Source organism: Chitinophaga lutea, from assembly GCF_003813775.1.
In the GTDB taxonomy this organism is placed as follows: Bacteria; Bacteroidota; Bacteroidia; order Chitinophagales; family Chitinophagaceae; genus Chitinophaga; species Chitinophaga lutea.
Genome location: NZ_RPDH01000001.1, coordinates 1,377,101 through 1,398,878 on the forward strand (window position 1 = coordinate 1,377,101; position 21,778 = coordinate 1,398,878).

At 55.9% G+C, this 21,778-nt stretch carries 13 protein-coding genes; 3 read left to right on the forward strand and 10 right to left on the reverse strand.

Annotation, left to right across the window (positions count from 1 at the left end; genetic code table 11):
• Positions 1-28: 28 nt before the first annotated feature.
• Positions 29-5,605 carry an alpha-2-macroglobulin family protein gene (locus EGT74_RS05355; RefSeq protein WP_123845493.1) on the reverse strand — a complete coding sequence of 1,859 codons (5,577 nt, stop codon included), beginning with the start codon at positions 5,603-5,605 and terminating at the stop codon, positions 29-31.
• Positions 5,606-5,641: 36 nt separating this feature from the next.
• Positions 5,642-7,117: an ATP-binding cassette domain-containing protein gene (locus EGT74_RS05360; protein ID WP_123845494.1), complete on the reverse strand. Its 1,476-nt coding sequence runs from the start codon at positions 7,115-7,117 to the stop codon at positions 5,642-5,644.
• 120 nt (positions 7,118-7,237) lie between these two features.
• Here EGT74_RS05360 and EGT74_RS05365 point away from each other — a divergent pair, with 120 nt between their 5' ends.
• The 3 genes from EGT74_RS05365 (at position 7,238) to EGT74_RS05380 (ending at position 10,160) form a co-directional block, all read left to right on the forward strand.
• Positions 7,238-7,690: a GNAT family N-acetyltransferase gene (locus tag EGT74_RS05365; RefSeq protein ID WP_123845495.1), complete on the forward strand. Its 453-nt coding sequence runs from the start codon at positions 7,238-7,240 to the stop codon at positions 7,688-7,690.
• Between the two features lie 39 nt (positions 7,691-7,729).
• On the forward strand, positions 7,730-8,860 hold the full coding sequence (locus EGT74_RS27005; RefSeq protein ID WP_181954731.1) for an SMI1/KNR4 family protein: 1,131 nt from the start codon (positions 7,730-7,732) through the stop codon (positions 8,858-8,860).
• A 178-nt stretch (positions 8,861-9,038) separates the two neighbouring features.
• Complete coding sequence (locus EGT74_RS05380) at positions 9,039-10,160, forward strand: terpene synthase family protein (RefSeq protein ID WP_123845496.1); 1,122 nt, start codon at positions 9,039-9,041, stop codon at positions 10,158-10,160.
• Positions 10,161-10,190: 30 nt separating this feature from the next.
• On the opposite strand, the gene EGT74_RS05385 is transcribed toward EGT74_RS05380, so the two are convergent.
• From EGT74_RS05385 to EGT74_RS05420, 8 genes are all read right to left on the reverse strand, one after another.
• Positions 10,191-11,915 (reverse strand): hybrid sensor histidine kinase/response regulator, encoded by a 1,725-nt coding sequence (locus EGT74_RS05385; RefSeq protein WP_123845497.1) that lies wholly within the window; start codon positions 11,913-11,915, stop codon positions 10,191-10,193.
• A 161-nt stretch (positions 11,916-12,076) separates the two neighbouring features.
• Positions 12,077-12,787 (reverse strand): DUF6048 family protein, encoded by a 711-nt coding sequence (locus EGT74_RS05390; protein WP_123845498.1) that lies wholly within the window; start codon positions 12,785-12,787, stop codon positions 12,077-12,079.
• On the reverse strand, positions 12,759-13,226 hold the full coding sequence (locus EGT74_RS05395; protein WP_123845499.1) for a DUF6452 family protein: 468 nt from the start codon (positions 13,224-13,226) through the stop codon (positions 12,759-12,761). Before EGT74_RS05395 ends, EGT74_RS05390 begins: the two co-directional genes overlap by 29 nt.
• A gap of 27 nt (positions 13,227-13,253) precedes the next feature.
• On the reverse strand, positions 13,254-16,130 hold the full coding sequence (gene uvrA, locus EGT74_RS05400; protein WP_123845500.1) for an excinuclease ABC subunit UvrA: 2,877 nt from the start codon (positions 16,128-16,130) through the stop codon (positions 13,254-13,256).
• 281 nt (positions 16,131-16,411) lie between these two features.
• Positions 16,412-17,674: a beta-ketoacyl-ACP synthase II gene (fabF, locus tag EGT74_RS05405; protein WP_123845501.1), complete on the reverse strand. Its 1,263-nt coding sequence runs from the start codon at positions 17,672-17,674 to the stop codon at positions 16,412-16,414.
• Positions 17,675-17,786: 112 nt separating this feature from the next.
• Positions 17,787-19,265, reverse strand: a complete 1,479-nt coding sequence (locus EGT74_RS05410) for an MBOAT family O-acyltransferase (protein WP_123845502.1) — start codon at positions 19,263-19,265, stop codon at positions 17,787-17,789.
• 3 nt (positions 19,266-19,268) lie between these two features.
• Positions 19,269-20,423: a GDSL-type esterase/lipase family protein gene (locus EGT74_RS05415; RefSeq protein WP_123845503.1), complete on the reverse strand. Its 1,155-nt coding sequence runs from the start codon at positions 20,421-20,423 to the stop codon at positions 19,269-19,271.
• Entirely contained in the window at positions 20,410-21,747 is a 1,338-nt protein-coding gene (locus tag EGT74_RS05420) for an SGNH/GDSL hydrolase family protein (protein WP_123845504.1), read from the reverse strand. Before EGT74_RS05420 ends, EGT74_RS05415 begins: the two co-directional genes overlap by 14 nt.
• Between the last annotated feature and the right edge of the window lie 31 nt (positions 21,748-21,778).

The following is a 21,778-nucleotide window of genomic DNA, read 5'->3' on the forward strand; positions in this document are numbered from 1 at the left end:
GCCGGCCTTTGTCAGGAATTTTTTCCGGTTACTTCGTTACTTCCACCCATTTGCCCGGCACAAATGCATGGATGGTATTGTCGTACATCGCCTCGCACGATGCGGCGGGCAGGTAATACCGGCCCAGGTAAGCGGCGTTCAGCAGCACCTGGTAGGTTACCGTTTTATTTTCTTCGAGATTGAAATAGGTGTACACACGGTCGTCGCGGATGTCGCGGTAAGTGTACGGCGAAGAGCGCATGGTGCTGTCGTTGCCGATCAGGCGGGTATTGATGATTTCCCAGCCGGAGGGGAACACCTGCGTCAGTGCCATATTCTCGTAGAAGCCGCGCTTGCCGGGGTTTTTCAGCGTTACCGTGGCAATGAAGTCTGTACCCTGGCGCAGTTGGTCGGGGTTCAGCGAAACGCCGCTGCGGTTGCTGTATTGCACCTGCATGCTGAGAAGCTCGGGGTTATTGTCCGCGTACGGGTTCTGCCCGGCCTCCGGCTGCCCTTTCAGGATCAACCGCGCGTACAGCACGTTCTGGCCTTTGTTCTGAACGCTCACGTTACCGTTGAGCGTATTGAACTGCACCGGCGTCTGCGTTACGTACGATGCGCTGCTGATGTTGCCGGTGGCGCCATTCAGGCGGTAAGTGTACGTCATTTTACCGGCGGCTTTGTTCTCACCGCAGTATTTCGCGACGGCGATCAGTGCGTAGGCGGTAGACTGGGTGCTGTACCAGTAATCGCGCCCGAGCTCGGCGGCTACCTGTTTCAGCAGGCCGTTCGCCGCGTTGCGCTGGCCGAGGATGGTGAGCGTTTCGAGGATCATCGCCTTGTCGCGCAGATCGGAACCGAAGGTGCCGCCCAGCTGGGTATAAGGTTGCACGGCGGTGCTCAGCCCTCTCACGAGCGCAGTGGCCGCTTCGGTTTGTCCTGCCAGCCTGTATGCCGCGGCCAGCCTCCATTTGGCGGGCACCGACAAATGCTGGAATTCCTTGAGGCGGTTCATGGCGCCCAGTTCCGGCGTCTTCGCCATGGCGAGCAGGTACAGGCGGTACGCCTGGACAAGATCGCCGCCGGAATAGGTGTAGCTGCTCGGCGACCAGCTGACGGCTTTATTGCGCTGGTATTTTTTCCATAGGTCGAGGAAACCGGGCGGCAGCGCATAACCGCGCGCCTGTGCTTCCAGCATGAAGTGGCCCGCGTAGCTGGTGCCCCATTCGTCGGCTTCATTCGCGCCGGGCCAGTAGCCCAGGCCGCCGTCGGTCAACTGGAATCCTTTCAGGCGGTTGATGCCTGCCTTGATATTGCGGTCTACTTCCGCTTTCTGTTTTTCGCTGAGGTCCATCAGCGTGGCCAGCGTCAGTTGCGGGAACACGGATGACGTGGTTTGCTCCACGCAACCGTGCGGATATTGAATGAGATATTCAAGCCGTTTGCCGAGGTTCAGCGCAGGAATGGTGGATACTTCCAGCACGCCGGTATTGGTGCCGGCCATGCCCACGGCGGTAAACGGCGTGTTCCACGATGCGCCGGGCTCCAGCGTCTGTTCCATCACATTCGTCATGTACGGGTTGGGATTGCGTACATCCAGCTCCACATTCTCTTCCGCTCTTTCTTTACCGCTGGTGGCCACTACCTTGAATTTCCCGATGCCAACCTGCGAACGGATCTTCACATCGAAATACACCATCTGCTCACCGGGTTTGGGGAAGCTCACCTGTTTGGTGGTTTCACCCACCACTTCGAAATACGGGTTGGAAGTAAGGGTCACATTCGCCTGCCGTACATGCGGCTCAAGGCCGAACACGGTCACGGGCAGCTGGATGGTTTCACCGGGGCCCAGTACTCTCGGCACGGTGGCCAGCAGCATGAGCGGTTTCTTCACGGCGGCGGTTTTATCGGCAAAGCCGTACGCACCGTCCTGACCCGCTACCACCATGGCTTTCACAGAACCGATGTAAGGCGGCAGCTGTACTTTATGGGTTTCTTTCGCGCCTTTTTTCAGGTAGAAGGGCCCCATAAATTTCACGACCGGTTTGAAGCGGTTGGCTTTCGCGGTGCTGGCGTTCTTGTTGATGCCTTCGTCACCGCCGATGCTCAGGATGCGCTCCAGGTCGCCGCCCCAGGCGCCCAGCACGTAATCGAACAAATCCCATGTTTTAACGCCGAGCGCTTCGCGGGCATAAAATGCGCTGTGCGGGTCGGGGGTTTTAAAGCGCGTCAGGTCGAGCAGGCCTTCGTCCACCAGCGCAATGGTGTACGTCATGGCTTTGCCAGATGCTTCAGACACGGTGATGGCCGCTTCCGTTTCCGGCCGCAGTGTGGCGGGCAGCGTCACCTGCGGTTTGAGGATAGTGGTGGGGTCTTCCACCAGGATGGGCACGGTGCCGTACATGCGGATGGGCAGGTCGTTGGCCGTTTGCGCATGCGGCTGCAGCAGGCTCACGTTCACGTAGATGTTCGGCGCCATGTTTTTCTCCGCCTTGAAGCGGTACACGGTCTGCCCTTTTTCGGTCCCGATCCAGTCGGTCTTCAGCACTTTGCTGCCGCTCTCTATGCTGATGAGGCCGCGGCCGCCTTCGCTGCTGGGAATGGTGAGGGTGATATCGTCGCCTACGTTGTATTTGGTTTTATCGGAGGTGAATACCAGCATGGCTGCTTCGGCGGGGTTTTCCTTCTGCAGGCGCTCCGCATAGTCCGGCCAGTCGATGTACACGGATTGCCCGGTGATGTGCCCGCTTTGCAGGTCTTTCACGCGGATGAGGTAACGCCCCCATTCGGGGTAATCGATGCGCAGCGGCCAGGTGCCCTTACCGTTCTGCAGTGTCACCGTTTTGGTTTGCAGCAGCTGGTTGTAATTATCGTCTGTAAAATTGCTGTAATCGTTGTCGCTTTCATCCCACCACCAGCGCCAGCGCACTTTGTACAGCTGCACTTCCACATCGCGGCTGCCGGCTACTGGCGCACCGGACGCGGTGACGTTCACGATGCTGACGTTATGGGTTTTACCGGTGACGAGCATGCCCGTGAGGCGGTCTCCTTCCGGTGCGGCCACGCCCACGTATGAATCGAACACATGGTACGGCATGGAAAAATGGTCGATGCTGAAATCACCGCCGGGCTCGAACACCTTCACTTCGAAATTCGCTTTCAGCACGCCGGGCGCACGCTCGCCCACAGGGATGTTCGCCGCTACGGGCGCGTTGCCGTCTTCACTGAGCGCACCGTCGAAAATGGTTTTATTCTCCGCGCTGAAACGTTCGGTGGGGTCATCGAAATGATACCCGTTGAGTTTCGGGAAAGTAGTGGCCGAAGCGGTGAGCGATACATCCACCTTCGCCTTCAGGCTCTGCGCAGGGGCGCCGAACAGCCAGGCGGCGGACAAATTGCCCCTCGGGCTTTCGTCCTTCACCAGGTACGTCTGGTTCCCGAAGTCGAGCCGCACTTTCAGGCGGTTGGGCTTCACCGTTTCGATACGCACATTTTTGGTGAAGGTGGCGCCACCTACTTTGACTTTCGCCAGCCAGCTGCCGGTAGGCACTTCGGGCTCGGTCACCGTATTGAAATTATAGAAACCGTTGAGCGACTGGTGCTGGTTGATGCGTTTGTACAACTGGCCTTTCGGGTTGTACAACTCCATGATCACGGGGTGATTTTCCGGTAGTTTTTTGTCTTTGTCTTCCAGCATGAACGTGAGGTACAAAGAATCGCCGGGGCGCCATACACCGCGCTCGCCGTAGATGAATCCTTTCATGCCCTGCTGCACTTCTTCTCCTTTCACGTCGAAGCGGCTCAGCGGCAGGGAGCTGCCATCGTCGAGCTTCAGGTAACCTCTTTCGTTTTCGCGTTTGGCCACCAGCAGGTAAGGTTTACGTTTCAGGTCGAATTTGGCGAAACCGTCGCCGTCGCTCTTCGTCGAGAATATCACCTGCTGCTGATAGTCGAGCAGTTCGAGATCTACGCCGGACAATGGTTTCGCGTCGCGGATGTCGGTCACGGCCACCACCATGCTGTTGTCGTTCCCCCGTTTGGCGATAAGGCCGAGGTTGGAAGAAATCATATTGCGCGATGCCCAGCGTTCCTTGTTGTAATAAGAGTTGGTACAGGGGTTATCGCGGTCAGACCAGCGGTAGCCGGTAGGATAAAAGTTGTCGTACCGCTGCCAGAAAGAATCGTCTTCGTCGATCTTTTCACCGTAGTATTCGTAGTCGCCTTCCTCGCCTTCTTCTTCATCGTCGTTGCTTTCCGTGGCGGTTTCGCCTTTGCAGGAATACAGCGCATACTCTTTCCGGAAACCGATGGTAACGCGGTAGATGGCCCCTGGTTCGGCTTTCACGATGTCTTCCAGGTCGAGGCTGAAGCGGGTGCGTTTATGGAGGTTCACGGATTTATCGGCGTCGAGGCGGATGGTTTTCTGCACCACGGGACGGCCTACACGCCGCAATTCGTTTTCGCCGTTGAGGTTGTTGCGCTGGAGGTATTGCGGGATGTTGTTTTCGTAGATCTTGATCACCATCACATCCACCGCTTTGAGGCCTACCGCGTCGAAGGGCATTACCAGCTTGCCGCTTTGCGGCATGATCACGCCTTTGCCGGGAATGCTCACGGAAGGCATGCGGTTCTCGAAGTTGATGCTGCCGGTGAAAGCCTTGCTGAGGCGGTCGTCGAACGCGCTGAGAATGCCCTCGTTCACCACCACCGTATAGTTGCCTTCGAGGCGGGTGGCGGAAAACACTTTCACTTCGCTGCCTTCCACGGTGTAACGCAGGTCGCTCACGCTGCTGATGCCGATCAGGCCGTCGAGGCTCTGGCCCTGGTTCACGGGGCAGCTGAACTGCACCAGCACGTAATCTTCAGGGTCGTACATGGGTTTGATGTCGAGCACTTTGAAGTCGCCGATGGCGGGCACTTCCACTTCCTTCTCTCCTTTTTCTTCCGCGCCGATGGGTTTGCCGTTCCACGAAATTTTCATTTTCGCGGCCACGGATTTACGGGTGATGTTATTGATGGAAAACTTATACACGCGGTTGGCTACATCGTGCTGCCAGGTGATGGCGGGGGAAGGACCATCGTATTGTACCGAGAGGAGTTTTTCCACCGCCTGCACTTCTTCCGCATCGGCGGTGAACACGGTGCCGGTGTACACCATTTTTTCGCGGCTGTTGTTGAACGACTTCAGGCCGTTGAGCTCCACCTCGAAAGAAGGTTTCATCACCTGGAAGCGGAATTCGAACGTCTTCAGGTCGGAGGGCACGTCCATCACTTTTCCCAGTTTGAATTTCGCCTTGTATTCCTGGCCGGGCTCGAGGTTCTTGTCGGGCCTGAACTCCACCGTGGTGGCGTCTACCCAATAAGCTTTCCCTTTGATGGAGGGGCTGAAGGAAAACACATCTTCTTCCAGGGGCTCATTCTGTGCATGGGTTACATTCACTTCGCCGGCCAGCTGGATGCGGATGGCGCTCTGTTTTGAGATCACGCCCGACGTAAATGCTTCGATGTACTTGGCAAATGCGGGGTTCATTTCTTTTGCTTTGGTGCTGCAGGCCGATATAACAACTGCGATGGCGGCGCATACAAAAAGGCTAACCAGGGCTAATCGAAACTTGACAATATGCATATATGAGGTTTTAGGAATATGGGTAAAGGTATCACTTTAAATCATTTTACCGTTGCGAATCCGCAAAAAATGCACGACACCCGCCGGCAGCTCCTCTTCGTAGTGGGTCACGTAAATGAGGGTAACGGGCAAATGGCGGCACAGCGCTTCGATCACGGCTTTGAAGTGGTTCTTCTGATGCGCGTCGAGGCCCTGCACGGGCTCATCGAAAATGAGCAGGGGCGGATTTTTCACCAGCGCCCTCGCCAGCAGCACAAGGCGCTGCACGCTTTCGGGCACCTGCTTGAATTTTTCATCCGCGAACGGTTCTATCTCCAGCAGCCGCATCCATCCGCGGGCTTTATCGAGCTGCCCGGGCGTGCAGGCGCGCAGATAACCGATGGTATCGAAAAAACCGGAGCCGGTCACCTGCAGGCAGGTGGCGTCCGACTTGAAATACTGGTGCAGTTCCGGCGATACAAAACCGATTTTCTTTTTGATGTCCCAGATGCTTTCGCCGCTGCCCCGCTTGCGGTCGAACAGCTCAATCTTGTTGGCATACGACTGGGGGTTATCGGCGTTGATGAGGCTGAGCAGCGTGGATTTGCCGGAGCCGTTCGGGCCCAGCAGCGCCCATTGTTCGTGGGGCCGGACGGTCCAGTCGATGCCGTCGAGGATTACGTTCTCCCCGTACTGCACATGGATATTTTCCATGCGCACGATATGCCGGTACGTCATGGGCGGTGCGTCGGCAATGAGTTGGGCGAGCAGTTCCGCATCGATCTCCAGGCCTGCCGGGGCCGGCGCTTCTTCGCGGTACTGCTCCAGGAACGCCTGGCGTGTATACGTTCCAGCAATGCGGCCTTCGTGGAGGTGCAGCACGTGGGTGATGCTGCCGGGGATTTCCGCCGGGGTGGTCACGAGCACCACGGTGGTGCCCGATTGTGCCACATGGTCCACGATGCCGTGAAAAGCTTTGCGGCTCTGCACGTCGAGCCCCATAAAAGGATTGTCGAGCAGCAGCAGGGCGGGCTGTTGCAGGAGGGCGCGGGCGATCATGACACGGCGGGTTTCGCCGTTGGAGAGTTTGATGAGTTGTTTGTCCGCCAGGTGCGCCACTTCCAGCGGGGCCAGCAGGGGGTCGGCCATGCGGCCGTCGAGGTAGGCGCTCACCGTGGGTGCGTCTTCCGAATCCATGCTGTTGAAGCGCTGCTGGTAGTAAAAATCCGTCGTATGTGATAAATTGCGGAAATCGTGATGGTGGCCCGCCATTTGGATGAGGCGGCGGTAATTAAAATAGGGATCCGTAACTTCGTGTGTTTGGCGGTAACGCTCGTAAAAATAATGTCTGATACTGCCGTTGATAACATTATTTTTGCCGAGAATTGTATGGAGAAGGCTGGTTTTACCCGAGCCGCTGTTGCCGACAACGGCCCAGTGCTCGCCGGTCCGAACCTGCCAGGTGAACTCCCGGAGGAGGGTTTTATCGAGGTTTCGCACGGTAATGTGCTCCAGGGACAGAAATGGAAGCATGCTGCTGTTTGAGTTCAAAAATCGGTTTCCGGGCCTAATTTCGGTAACCTCCGGCACAAATCATAACAGCAGTAGCATAAAATTATATTAAAAGTGTGGGCTGCCCCAAAAACTGAATACATGCATATCGATTGGAAAATCAAGCGGTTCGGCGAATTAAGCACCACTGAACTTTACCAGTTGCTCCGGTTGCGCAGCGAAGTATTTGTAGTGGAACAAAACTGTGCGTATCTTGATATGGATAATGCCGACCAGCAGGCCCTCCATGTGATGGGTTTTGCGGAAGACGGGCTGGCAGCCTACACAAGGCTGTTTGCGCCGGGGATTAAATTTGACATGGCCTCCATCGGCCGGGTAGTTACAGCACCTTTTGCACGAAATAAAGGAATTGGACGTATCTTGATGCAGTTTTCCATTTCAACGCTTGAGACGCAATGGGGTAAAATACCGGTTAAGATAGGCGCACAACTGTACCTGCAACAATTTTATGAATCCCTGGGTTTTGTAAAAAGTAGCGAAATGTACCTGGAAGATCAAATCCCTCACATAGAAATGATCAGAACTCCGGCATAAACTGACAATTTTTAAAACATATTACATACAACAATTACAATGAGGCCACTCGAACAGTTGAATACGATGCTGCATGAGAAGTATCAAACCAACAAACAGGAAGAATATACCGTAGAATTAATGCCTGGGTTGTCTGACCAGGAAATCGACACCATCGCGAAACACCTCCGCACCAAACACATCCCTGAAGAAATCCGGGAATTGTTGCAGTTCAGCAGCGGTTTTCTTTTCTATGGACTGGATGCCATCACATTCGACGGCACCCGCGATTTTGAAATTTACAATCTCATCCCCAATTCGATCCGCATCGCCGGGGATGGTTACGGCAACTACTGGGTGCTGGACGTGGATACCCAGGGCAACTGGGGCGCCGTGTTCTATGTATGCACAGACCCTGCCGTGATCGTGAAACAATCCGAAAACCTTACAGAGTTTTTGCAGCAGCTGCACGAATACGGGAAAGAAACCCGTAAATCGAGCATCGGCATGGTGCATGAAATTGTGGTGAACGATATCTGGAACCGGGAAGACGGGCTTATCAGCCGCGACGACGCCCGTTATTCCGAAGACGAAGAGTTGCGGGCATTTGCCGAAAAGCTGCCTTACAATTATTTTATCGGCGACCTGCGCAAGCAGCCGGTAGGCGCCGGTTTTGCCTGGGGCAAATTCAGCACCGACCCTCGCGGCATCATCCGTTACCGCGAAGGTTACCTCTGGGGTATCGAGAAAAAGCAGCAGCGCGCCGGCGGCTTTAACCGTGGCGGCGGCGGTGGCGGCTTCAACCGCGGCGGCGGAGGCGGTGGCTTCAACCGCGGTGGCGGTGGAGGCGGCTTCAATCGCGGCGGCGGTGGCGGAGGCTACAACCGCGGCGGGGGCGGCGGTGGTTATGATCGTGGCGGCAGCGGCGGCGGTGGTTACAACCGCGGCGGTGGCGGCGGATACGATCGTGGCGGCAGTGGCGGAGGCTATAACCGCGGCGGTGGCGGATATGACCGTGGCGGCAGCGGTGGCGGAGGCTACGAGCGCGGCGGCGGTTACGACCGTGGCGGCAGCAGCGGCGGATACGAACGCGGCAGCGGCGGTTACGATCGCGGCGGCAGCGGCGGCGGATACGACCGTGGTGACGAAGGAAAAAGCAACCCAAGCGAAAACTTCGATCACGAAGGATAAAAACAGGATTGTTAATAATACCAGCGCCGGGATAGCCTCCCGGCGCTTTTTTTGTTAAGCCCCTCACAATTCTCCCGTCCGGAGCCACCACGGCATACAGAATAACACAGCATTACGTAACTTTTCTCTGATTAACGGACAGTTAACGTTTTTTCTCTCACCTCCTAAATTTTCGCTTATGCCTAGCCAAGTGACGTTCGTTACTGCGAACACGCTCAAAAAAGTGCAGGAAGACTACGCACTTTTAAGTAAAACCACCTCATTTTCGCTGCAGGATCTTTTTAATTACGGCCAGTTCAGGCTGGAAGACTACTGCAAAACCTTCTATCCGCACCCGCAAAGCCGGGAGCTCACCGCCATGGTGCAGCAATTCAGCGAGCAATACGGCATCTGGCTCGACAATGCCAAATATTACATCAGTTGCGCGCTGTTCCTCTACCCAACCGCCAGCTTCGACCGGATGCTGGCTATGGTGCAGAACTGCGCGATCGACTATTACCTGAACGACACCATGGGCCGCGAGATCTTCTCCCTCCTCAGCCCCGCCGAACAGCACCGCGCCCACACCATCATCGAAAGAATGGGCCGGGTCAACGAGCAGCTGCAACTGGAACCACAGGCCGCGCCGGTGGAACAGGCCAACATCGAAATGCTCACCTTCATCAAAAACGACTCCCCGCGCCGCTGGTTCCGCGAGTTCGTGGAGATGTACTCCTATCACATCGCCGTCACGCATAAAGACAACAACGCGGCCGCACTCAATTACATCCCCACCGTGGAAGAGTATATCGAGATGCGCAACCATACCTCGGGAATGCCGCACATCGTGTTGCTGATAGAATATAGTGAGAATGCGTACCTCGACTGGCATACGCTCGAGCGCCTGGGCATGGCCGCGCGCCTGCGGAAGATCCAGCGGGCGTCCGCGCTCATCGGCTGCCTGATGAACGACCTGTTCTCGTTCGAAAAAGAAGTGATCAAAAATAATACGGACGCCAACCTGCTGATGTCCATCGCGCTCAATCATCCCTCGTATTCCCTGACGGATGTGATCCATCATGGTGCGGCCATCGTACAGGCGGAGCTCAAAACGTTCATGAGCAACATCGACGAGCTGAAGTTTCAATGCCAGCTGTATGAGGCTACGGAACCCGCCGCCATGGATGCTTTGCGGAAAAATATGGAAGGGCTCGAACGGGTGGTGCAGGCCAGCTGGGCCTGGCAGGTGTACACCCGGCGGTACAAGAAATCATTCTCCATCTGGGAAGAAACACAGCTGGCGGTGCCGGCAATGGCTTAATGTGTTTCACAACTGCGGCATTCCTGCGGGCTACTGCAGGGATGCCTCTTTGTTATAATGCAGGTGCTGTTTCAATAATTTCACCAGCGATTTGTAGTTCACCGGTTTTTCAATAAAGGCGTCGGCGCCCGCTGTTATGAAGGCCTCGCGCGTTTCGGAAAACGAATCGCCGGTGGAAATGATCACGGGCACTTCTTTTAACCGCGGGTGTTTTTTAAGCCAGGCCAGCGCTTCCTGGCCGTCCATCACCTCCATGTGATAATCCATGATAATGATATCAGGCCGCTGCTTTTCCGCCTGCTGGATTAACTCCAGGCCGTTGTTGACCAGTACGGGAAAACAGCCCATTTTACTGAGGAAGCCGGTCAGCAGCATCCCGTTGAGGGTATTGTCTTCGGCAATGAGCACATGGATATTCTCCAGGTTGTCGAAAGTATCCGCATCCTGTTCTTCAAGCTGCAGGTCTTCGAGATGGCCCTCCGTCAGCGGCAATGTAACGGTGAAGGTGGTAATTCCCTCCGCCGTGCTTTGCAGGTCGATGGTGCCGCCCAGCGATTCCACCTTTCCCTTGGCGATGTATAAGCCCAGGCCGGTGCCTTCGGTGTATTTGCTTTTATCTGTTACAAAAGGATTAAAGATCACTGCTTTCTTTTCCGCCGAAATCTGCGCGCCGGTATTGATCACCTGTAATTGCCAGTGCTGCCCGTCGCGCCGGATCTTCAGCTCCACCACGGAATTTTTGCCGGCGTATTTGATGGCGTTGGCGAGCAGGTTGGTCACGATCTGGTGCACCTTCATCAGGTCGTCGTAAATCACTTCGGGCATTTGCGTGATCTCGAGCTTCAGCCGTATCTGGCGGGGCCGTGCAATGATGCGGTTCACGTCGAGGATACGGGCGAAAAACGTTTCGGGCATAAAACATTCCTTCTCCGTTTTTTCGATGTTTCCCGATTCTATCTGCGCCATGTCGAGCACGTTGTTGATGATGTTGCGGGTATTTCTGATGGCCTCGAGCTGCTGATCCACCAGCGGCTGGATGCTCTCCAGGTTTTCATCGAGCTTGATCTCCCGTTTGAGCAGCTGCGCCACGCCGTAAATGGCATTGAGCGGCGTACGGATCTCGTGGTTGATCTGGTAGAGGAACATCTTCTTGAAATAGTTGGCCTTGATGAGTTCGTCATTGCTGCGGATGTAAGGCCGGCTCACCACGAGAATCAGCATCAGCACGCCCCAGATGATCATGGAATGCAATAAAAATATCGCGTCGCTGCTCATGGGAATGGGCTCGAACACTTTAAAATAGTTGCAGGCTTCCATCGCCGCCAGCGAAGCCATGGCGGTGAACAGGGCTACGCGCCGCAGGGTTTCGTCCTTGAATATCAGGTAGATGATGGCGATCAGGAAAATGATCATGGCCTCCAGCGCCACCACGTTGCTGAGCAGCAAACCGAAATACATGATGGCCACACATTGCAGGATGTAAATGGTCATGCTGGCCGCGCTGTACAGCCGGCGCCGGTTCATGTAAATCACGGATGCCGTGATCGCAAAATCGAAGATGGCGGGAATCAACACGCGGTTGGAAGCGGCAAAAACATAGCAGACCGGGGTGATCAGCGCCAGCAGCACACAAATCGATAAACAGATGGTATTGACCATGATCACACGCCTGCGCGCTTCCTCGTCCGTAATGCCCGAGGCGCCGGCATGCCGGATAGTGGAAACAATTCGTTGCAGGGATCCGAAAAAGCTCATCGTGTCAGTTGGGTTGTAGGATGATGTATTCTTATATACGCCGGATAGAATTAACAAGGTGCCTTAGCTAAGGGTATTCTGTTCCTGGTAACTAAATGTATGCTTTTTGTCTTAATTCCTCAAATATATAAAAAAACAACCAGATATCTACAATGGCCTGCCTACAGCCGTACGGCCTGCTTCACTTTATAGAGGGGGATCAGGTAAGCCACGGAATACTGCATATCGAAACTGCTGTTTTTGTTGCCCTTGCCGTAGCCGGGGATCACCAGGGGCGGGAAGTCCTGCTTCGACACGTTGCGGCTGAGCAGGATGCGCTCATGCAGGCTCCAGCCCAGGTAGAAGTTTTTGAGCACCTCCACCCGGATGCCCACGGTCAGCTCAAACCAATGCGCCAGCTGGCTGGTTTTGGGCACGTTGCCGGTGTATTTGCCCCAGTAAGGGCTGTACACATGGTATTCGGGCACTTCATAATTGTAGAAGGCAAGCCCGTAGCGGGCGCCGCCGTAGATCATGAAGTTTTCCTTCGGCACCTGTTTTTTCAGGAAGTTATAGTTCACGCCCAGCGTGGCGGACATGCCGCTGCTGCGGTAAGTGTAATTGGTGTCTTTATGCGAAGTACGGTTATAACTGAGGTCTGAAGCGAAGTAGAACCGGTCGCGGAAACGCGCGTCCACATTCACGGTTACATCGGTGCGGTAGGGCTGGAAGGCATGCACCACGAACCTAGACAGGTCGAGGCCCACCCGTAAACCGGCGGGCACCGCCATATACACCGTTTTCACCGAATCCTTTTTGGGCTTCTGTGCGGCAGCGGCGAAAGAAAGCAACAGCAGCAGGGCGCTAAAAATGAAGGGTGATGTTCTTTTCATTGACGGTGGTTATAGCTGGTTGATGAATGGTGATGCTGCGGATGACCCTCCGGGTGGAAAACACGGTATCCAGGTTAAAATACATCACAACACCGCAGCCGGCAGACACGAAATGCGGCTGGCGGCGGTAACGGAACGTAATGGTATCTACCGCGGCCGTTGAATCGGTCTGGAAAAAGAAGCGCGCGCTGTCGCTCACCCGGTCGAGCTGGAACTGCAGCCCGCGCAGCCCGGGCTGGCGGCGGTAGATGCTGTCTTTACCCAGTGCGCCGAACGATACTTTCCGGAAAACGGTATCGTGCTGCATGTCCGAAGAATCTTTGAAGTACACGAACGAGGCGCGCAGTTCGGTGCGCGTATCGGTATCGCATACCTTGGTTTCGTCGTCGCATGCAACGAGGCCGGCCACCAGGGCGGCTATCAGCAGGAAATGTTTCATATGGCGCTTTGTTGGCACAGCGGTCTGTTACTTCAGTTCTTTTTTCAAAAATATGGCGGTGTGGCTTTCCTTGCATTTGCTAACCTCTTCGGGCGTGCCGGTGCAGAGGATCTGGCCCCCGCCTTCGCCGCCCTCGGGCCCCAGGTCCACCACGTAATCGGCCACCTTCACCACATCGAGGTTATGCTCGATCACCAGCACGGTATTGCCTCTTTCCACCAGTTTATTCAGTACGTTCAACAGCAGCTGGATGTCCTGGAAATGCAGGCCGGTAGTGGGCTCATCGAGTATGTAGATGGTTTTGCCGGTGTCTTTTTTAGACAGTTCGGTGGCCACCTTCACACGCTGCGCTTCACCGCCGGACAGGGTAACGGCGCTCTGCCCCAGGGTGATGTACCCCAGCCCTACGTCCTGCAGGGTTTTGATTTTGCGGTAAAGATAGGGCACGGCCTGGAAGAACTCAACGGCTTCTTCCACCGTCATGTCGAGCACGTCGGAAATGGATTTGCCTTTATAACGGATCTCGAGCGTTTCGCGGTTGTAGCGGCGGCCGTTGCATTTTTCGCAATGCACGTACACATCTGGCAGGAAGTTCATTTCGATCACCCGCACACCGGCGCCTTCGCACACATCGCAGCGCCCGCCTTTCACGTTGAAGGAAAAACGGCCGGCGTTGTAGCCCCTGATCTTCGCTTCGGGCACAGCGGCGAACAGCTGCCTGATTTCGGTGAAGAAACCGCAGTAGGTAGCCGGGTTGCTGCGCGGGGTGCGGCCGATGGGCGACTGGTCGATCTCGATCACCTTGTCGATTTCCTCGAGCCCCTTGATGCTTTTGTAAGGCATGGGCACCAGCTTGGAATCGTACGCATGGCGGGAAAGAATGGGATACAAGGTTTCGTTGATGAGCGTGGATTTGCCGCTGCCGGATACGCCCGTCACGCAGATAAACACGCCCAGCGGCAGTTTGAGGCTGACGTTTTTCAGGTTGTTGCCGGTGGCGCCTTTCAGTTCGAGGAACTTGCCGTTGCCTTTGCGGCGGCTCTCCGGCACGGGAATTTCCCGGAATCCGTTGAGGTAACCGGCCGTGGCCGTATTGAGCTTGAGCATTTCCGCGGGGCGCCCCTGCGCCACCACGCTACCGCCGTGAATACCGGCGCCGGGCCCGATGTCGATCAGGTGGTCGGCCGCCAGCATGATATCTTTGTCGTGCTCCACCACAATCACGGTGTTGCCCATCATTTTCAGGTTACGCAGGGCCTCGATGAGGCGCATGTTGTCGCGCTGGTGCAAACCGATGCTGGGCTCGTCGAGGATGTAGGTGATGCCCATCAGTTGCGAGCCGATCTGCGTGGCGAGGCGGATACGCTGGCTTTCACCGCCGCTCAGCGTACGGGTGGGCCGGTTGAGGGTGAGATAGGTCAAACCCACGTCCAGCAAAAAGCCCAGGCGCTCGCGGATTTCCTTCAGCACGTCTTTGGCGATCACGTTCTGTTTGTTGTCGAGCCTTTTTTCTATGCCCGCGAACCAACCGGCCAGCTTGTTGAGGTTCATATCGCCCAGCTGGGAAATATTCATGCCGTCCACCCTGAACATCAGGCTTTCCTTTTTCAGGCGGCTGCCGTTGCATTCGGGGCAGGTCGACAATTGCATGAACCCTTCGGCCCAGTTGCGCACGGCGTCTGAAGAAGTATCGTTGAAATAACGGCGCACCATATTCACCACCCCTTCATATTCGGTGGCGTAGGCTTCGGCGCCGCCGTTCTCGTCAAAATCCATGTCCACTTCCAGCTTCCCGTTCTCGTCGCCGAACAGCAGTACGTTCAGCGCTTTTTCCGGGATCTTTTCGATGGGGGCCGACAGGGAGAATTTATATTTTTTAGCGAGCTGTTGTATCTGTTTGAACGTAAACGTATCGCGCACCTCACCCAACGGAACAAGGCCTCCGTCGTTGATGGATTTGCTGCGGTCGGGCAGCACTTCGTCCATATTGATCTGGTAAATGGTGCCGAGCCCTTTGCAGCGCGGGCAGGCGCCGTACGGCGAGTTGAACGAGAAGGTGTTGGGCGACGGTTCTTCGTAGGAAATGCCCGTGTCTTCACACATCAGCTGGCGGCTGTACTGCGACACTTTGCTGGTATCGTGGTCCATCACGAACATCAGGCCCTTGCCCATCTGCAGGGCTTTCTGCACGCTCTGGCTGATGCGGGTGCGGGCATCGTCCTGCACCTGTACGCGGTCTATCACCAGCTCGATGTCGTGGATCTTGTAACGGTCCACCTGCATGCGCTCCTTCAGGTCGAGCACCTCACCGTCTACCCGTACTTTGAGGTAGCCCTGTTTGCGCACCTGCTCGAACAGTTCGCGGTAGTGCCCTTTACGGCCGCGCACGAGGGGCGCGAGTATCACGAGTTTCTTTTTCGGGTAGTTGGAAAAAAGGTGGCCGAGGATCTCCTCTTCCGAAAAACGCGTCATGCGTTTGCCGGTGTTGTACGAAAATGCTTCTCCCACGCGCGCGTAAAGCAGGCGGAGGAAATCGTATATCTCGGTGATGGTGCCTACGGTCGACCGCGGGTTTTTATTCGTCGTTTTCTGCTCGATGGAAATAACAGGGGAAAGGCCCATGATCTTGTCCACATCCGGCCGTTCCATATCGCCGATAAACTGGCGGGCGTAGGCGGAAAAACTTTCCATATACCGGCGCTGCCCCTCGGCGTAAATGGTATCGAACGCCAGCGACGATTTGCCGCTGCCGCTGATGCCGGTGATCACCACAAGGCTGTTTTTCGGGATGCGGATATCCAGGTTTTTGAGATTATGTTCCCTGGCGCCGTACACCTCGATCATTTCGTCACTAACTGCTACAGGAGCGGGTTTTTCTGTTGTTTGTTGCTTTTGCTTTGCCATATAGTTCCCGAACACGCTATTCATCAGGCTATCATCTGATGGAACATGTATTTTCAAGATACTAAACTACGCTTTTGTGCACTGAATGAAAAATAAAATGGGGCCCGGAAAAAATGGCAGCAGGTTGGCAGCAGCGAGTGCGGAGCGGATGGAACGGAGGTTGGCCGCTTCCGTTTCTGCGGTGATTTCCGGCGGCATGATTGAACGGCCGGACGACACACCGGTGGGCATAAAAAAAGGAACGGGGAGCGCCCGTTCCTTTTCGATATAATCAGGTAAGATTAACCTCTGAATTTCGCAAACGCCGCGATGGCATTGTGCCCGCCGAAACCGAACGTATTGCTGAGCGCCACGTTGATCACTCTTTTCTGCGCCTGGCCGATGGTCAGGTTCAGGCCCTGGGGAATATCTTCCGCCAGTTCGGTGGTGTTGATGGTGGGCGGCACGATGTCGTCCTGGATGGCTTTGATACAGGCGATGGCCTCGATGGCGCCGGCTGCGCCGAGCAGGTGGCCGGTCATGGATTTGGTGGCGCTGATGTTGAGTTTGGAAGCGTGCTCGCCGAATGTGGCCTGGATGGCTTTCAGCTCGCTGATGTCGCCCAGCGGGGTGGAAGTGGCGTGGGCATTGATGTAGTCTACATCTTCCAGTTTCAGGCCCGCATCGGCCAGTGCCTCTTTCATCCCCAGCTGCGCACCGGCCCCTTCGGGGTGCGTGGCAGTGAGGTGATAGGCGTCGCAGCTCATGGCGCCGCCTACCATTTCGCCGTAGATAGTGGCCCCGCGGGCAATGGCGTGCTCATAATCTTCCAGGATGATGGCGCCTGCGCCTTCGCCCATTACAAAACCGTCGCGGTCTTTGTCGAACGGGCGGGAAGCGTGCATCGCATCGTCGTTACGGGTGGAGAGCGCCTTGAGGGCGTTGAAGCCAGCAATGCCGGCGCGGGTGATAGGCCCTTCGGAACCACCGGCGATGATCATGTTGGCTTTGCCGAGGCGGATATAGTTAAACGCATCCACGAGCGCGCTGTTGGAAGATGCGCAGGCGGAAACGGTACAGTAATTGATACCCATCAGGCCGTATTTGATGGCGATCTGGCCTGCGGCAATATCGGAGATCAGGCGGGGAATAAAGAAAGGGCTGAATTTAGGCACAAAGTTGTTCTGTGTGAATTCCACGATCTGGTCTTCGAAGGTTTGCATCCCCCCGTTACCCGATGCCCAGATCACGCCAAAACGGCTGCGGTCGATCTTTTCCAGATCCACACCGCTGTTCTGGATTGCCTCATGTGCCACCACCATCGCGTACTGGGTAAAAGTGTCCATTTTACGGGCTTCCTTCTTTTCAATAAAGGCTTCTATATCCAAACCCTTCAGCTCGCAGGCGAACTTGGTCTTGAATTCCGTGGTATCGAACTTGGTTATCGGGCCCGCACCACTCATCCCGGCTTTCATGTTATTCCAGAACGTGTTTACATCATTACCAATCGGTGTGATTGCTCCCATTCCGGTGATCACTACTCTCCTCAGTGTAACAGTACGCATAAGTTTTACTTTGTTTGACAAAAGTTAGGTCGCAAAGTTAGGCACTTATTATCAGTAATATGCATACACATGTAATTATTTTAGTATACACTTCATATTTATATGAGCCTTTTTAAAATTGCAGGTAGATGGGCAACATGGGCTCCAGGGTCTTCACTTCGTTCAGGAACCAGAGGAAGGCGACCATCACGGCCACGCTGCCCCACAGCGGCAACCGCACGAGGCCGGCTTCCACTTTCCGTTCGGCCGCATCGGGCATAAAATGGAGGATGTACCCCAGCGCCATTACGACAAATACGGCGGCGTAAGCCTGCAGCAGTTGCAGCCCCAAACCGGCCTGGAAGTTAAAGGCCACCTGGTGCAGCAGGTTCCAGGCGCTTTCGAAGGTTTCGCATTTGAAGAACACCCAGCAGAAACAGACGAGGTGGAACGTGAAGAGGATGCCGCCCAGCTTCCAGAGCCTGCCTTTCAGCCCGCCGGCGTTTTTGAGGAGACCGATCTTTTTCCATTGTTTGTCGACGCCCAGCGCGGCCCCATGCACGCCGCCCCAGAAAATGAAGTTCCAGCTGGCCCCGTGCCAGAACCCGCCGATGAGCATGGTGAGCAGCAGGTTGAGATGCTGCCGCCATTTGCCCTTGCGGTTGCCGCCCAGGGGAATGTACACGTAATCCCGGAGCCACGACGACAGGGAGATGTGCCAGCGCCGCCAGAACTCGGTGATGGAGCTGCTCTTGTACGGCTTGTTGAAGTTGGGCGGTATCACGAAGCCCATCCACCGGGCAATGCCGATGGCCATATCGGAATAACCGGAAAAATCACAGTAGATCACCAGCGCATAACCGTACACGGCAAAGAGGCACTCGATGCCGGTATAGCGGGTAGGGTCGTCGAAAATGTACTGCACGAAATTCTGGTAGATGTAATCGGAGATCACCACCTTTTTGAAGAGGCCGCTGACGATGAGGAAAAACCCTTTCCCCACGTCTTCTTTCGTGAGCACGTACGGTTTGTAGATCTGCGGGATGAAGTCCGCCGCCCGCACGATGGGCCCCATCATCAGCTTCGGGAAAAACGACAGGAAAAAGAGGTAGTCCATGAACCGCTCCACGGGTTTGATTTCCCGGCGATACACGTCGATGGTGTAACTGAGGTTCTCGAACGTGTAAAAGGAAATGCCGATGGGGAGCAGGATGTTAATGGGGCTGATTTTCCCGCTGCCGATGCCGTTGATGATATCGATGAAAAAGTTGGTGTACTTGAAATAGAACAGCATCCCGATGTTGATAATCACGCTGAACCAGAGCAGCCCCCGGCGGCGGCCTTCTTTTTCTTCGCGGTAGATGCGGTTGCTGAGGTAAAAATCCACGATGGCCGACAAGATCACGAGCCCCACGAATTCGCCGCAGGCTTTGTAAAAGAAATACAGCGAAAACAGGGTGAACACCCATACGCGGCCGCGTTCGTTGTTCCGTACCAGCTGGTAGCACAGCAGGAAGGCGGCGAAGAAGTACAGGAAAAACGCGCTGTTGAAGAGAATGGGCTCTTCCGGGTTGTACAGCAGTTGTGCAATCAGGTTGTCGGCAAAAGACATCGGTTATCGGTTAAAATTTGTATAGCCTGCTTCGAGCGCTTCATAGAGCAGCGTGCCCTGCAGTGTATATCCATAGGCGTTGAAATGCACATGGTCGTGGCTCCAGGCCCGCGCGAACCGCTTGTCCTGCGGCATGGCCTGGTACAGGTCCCAATATGCGAAGCCGTTTTCACGGCAGTATCGCACCATCGCGTCGCGTATCACCAGCACCTGCGGATTGCTAGTGTACCGGGTGCGGTAATACACCTTGCGGGATCCTTTTTTCCGGTACGCCACCTGGCGCTTTTTCATCATTCCGGAAGGCGGTGTGGTAAACAGGATGCATGCCTGCGGCGCATGCTCCCGGATGGCTGCCACGGTGGTTTCCATATCGCTCCGCAGCTGTGCGGCCGTTACGCCGCCGAAAGCCTCATTGGTGCCGAGGGATATGATCACGAGCTGCGGCTGCAATGCCTGCATCTGCGCGGCCACCGCACCGCCGGGTTTGTTGTAATGTGAAAACTGCGCGCCGTTCACACCGATGGCGTGATACAATACGCCGGGCTTACCGTTTTTCAGCACCGCCCCGTAAAAAGCCACGCCGGCGGGCCAGCGGAGGCGGAAGCTGTACGCGGTGCTGTCCATGGTGATAACGGCTTGATGGTCGCCGGTTTCCACCGCAGCGCCGTCTGCTTCTACAGGCGGACCGTCGTAAAAACATGCCACCGTATGCATGGGGATGGGCGGGTTGGCGGTAAAAGACAATGACGGCGCGGGGTGGGTAGTGCGTATCACTATACCACCCGGACTTTCCATCCGCATATTCCCCTTGTCCACCACTCTTTCCGCGTCCCAGCGAACGTTGCTGCTCCAGCGGTACCCGTCTGGGCCGTTGGTGCCGGCGAGGTTGTAAGGGAACACCCAGCCGCGGCCGGCATCGCCGAAGCGCGCCTTGAGCCCGGCGGCCACGGCATCCGGCAGAAAGCCTGCCTGCACGTGGGAGTCGCCCAGGTGCAGGATGCTCAGCACCTGTGTGTCTGCCTGCTGTAAAAGGGTATAGAAGCGGTGAAGCGCCGTATCGTTATACAGGAATTTCCGCTGCGCCAGCGCGGTGCTGCAACAGCCTGCCCACAACAGCAGCATGAACATGACCTTGCGGCCGCGCTTACTGGTATTCATCCATAATGGCTTTATACAGCAATGCGCCGATGCGTGAGGCGCCCCTGAAGTTGAAGTGCGTATAGTCCCTGTTGGCCAGCGTGGTATCCCCTTCCACCCACCGCGCCATGGCGCCTTCGCCGCCCATGGCGGAATACAGGTTCCAGTAGGCCATGCCCCTCGTTTCGGCGAAGCTGTGCTGGATTTTCATCAGCGCCTTTACGCCCGGAGCGGTCACATACCGGCCTTTTTTCTTGTACGCCTTGTCGGCCGTGCCTACAATGAGAATGGACGTTTCGGGGAACATCCGGCGGAGGGAGTCCACCACTTTGGTCATGGGTTTTTCGTACCAGTCGAACCGGGTGTTTTCCGGCAGGAAGAGTACGTTGGCGCCGTAGTGCAGCACGATGAGATCGTAGGGGCGCACTACCTGCATTTCTTTCCACATGCGGCTGCTGAGTTTGCCCAGCTCTATGCCGCTGATGCCGCGGAAAGAATAATTATCGAGAAAAATACCTGTGCCGCTTTCGAAGCAGGCGCCATAAAACGGCGCCGTATCGTCGGCATTGAAACGCAGGGTAATGGAACGTTCGGTGGAATCGGAGATGAAAGTGTACGCGTTGATACCGGCTTCGCCTTGCAGGCGGATGGGGCGGGCGTTCACGCTGAGGCTGCGCCTGCCGCGCCCGTACAGCAGGCTCACTTCCTCAAACTGGTTGAGGCGGCTGCGTTTCACAGGCTGATAACGTACCCAGCTTTGGGGAGCGGGCACAAACACGTGCCCCGACAAACCCAGCTCGGTACCCGCGGGTGGGGTGTTCTTAAAATGGTAATCCATCCAGTCGCCGGAAAAACTATGCGCGATGGTGGTGCGGAAACCGGATACTACCGAAGTGGCCGGCACATACCCCACGCCCCTGCCGCCGAAATAGGCCTGCAGGCTGTCGCGGAGGTCCTGGGTGATGAGGTCGCCCTCGATCATCGAATCCCCGAAATAGGCAATGCGCACTTTTTTGCGGTGCCCGCTTTTGAGGGCTTTGAGCGCATCGATGAAATTCTTCATTCCCGCGCCCTGCCGGCTGTAACCATAGTCGAGAATGCCGGTGTAGGAGGCATAATCTCTCGGCAGGGCCAGCGCTGAATCCGCCGCCGCAGCCGAAGCATCCGCCAGCGCGACCGCCGCCGTATCCTGATCCGCCGGGCGCAGGGCGGCCAGCACGTCGAGGGGACGGGTGGTATGGGCGCCGATGGAAATAGTGTTGTTGAACAGCGACAACAGCCCGAGGCAACCCAAAGTGCCAAGGGTTATCAGGAACGGGTAGGGATGTTTGTTTCCGGAAGGCATAAGTCGGTATATGTCAGTTACGTATACCCGT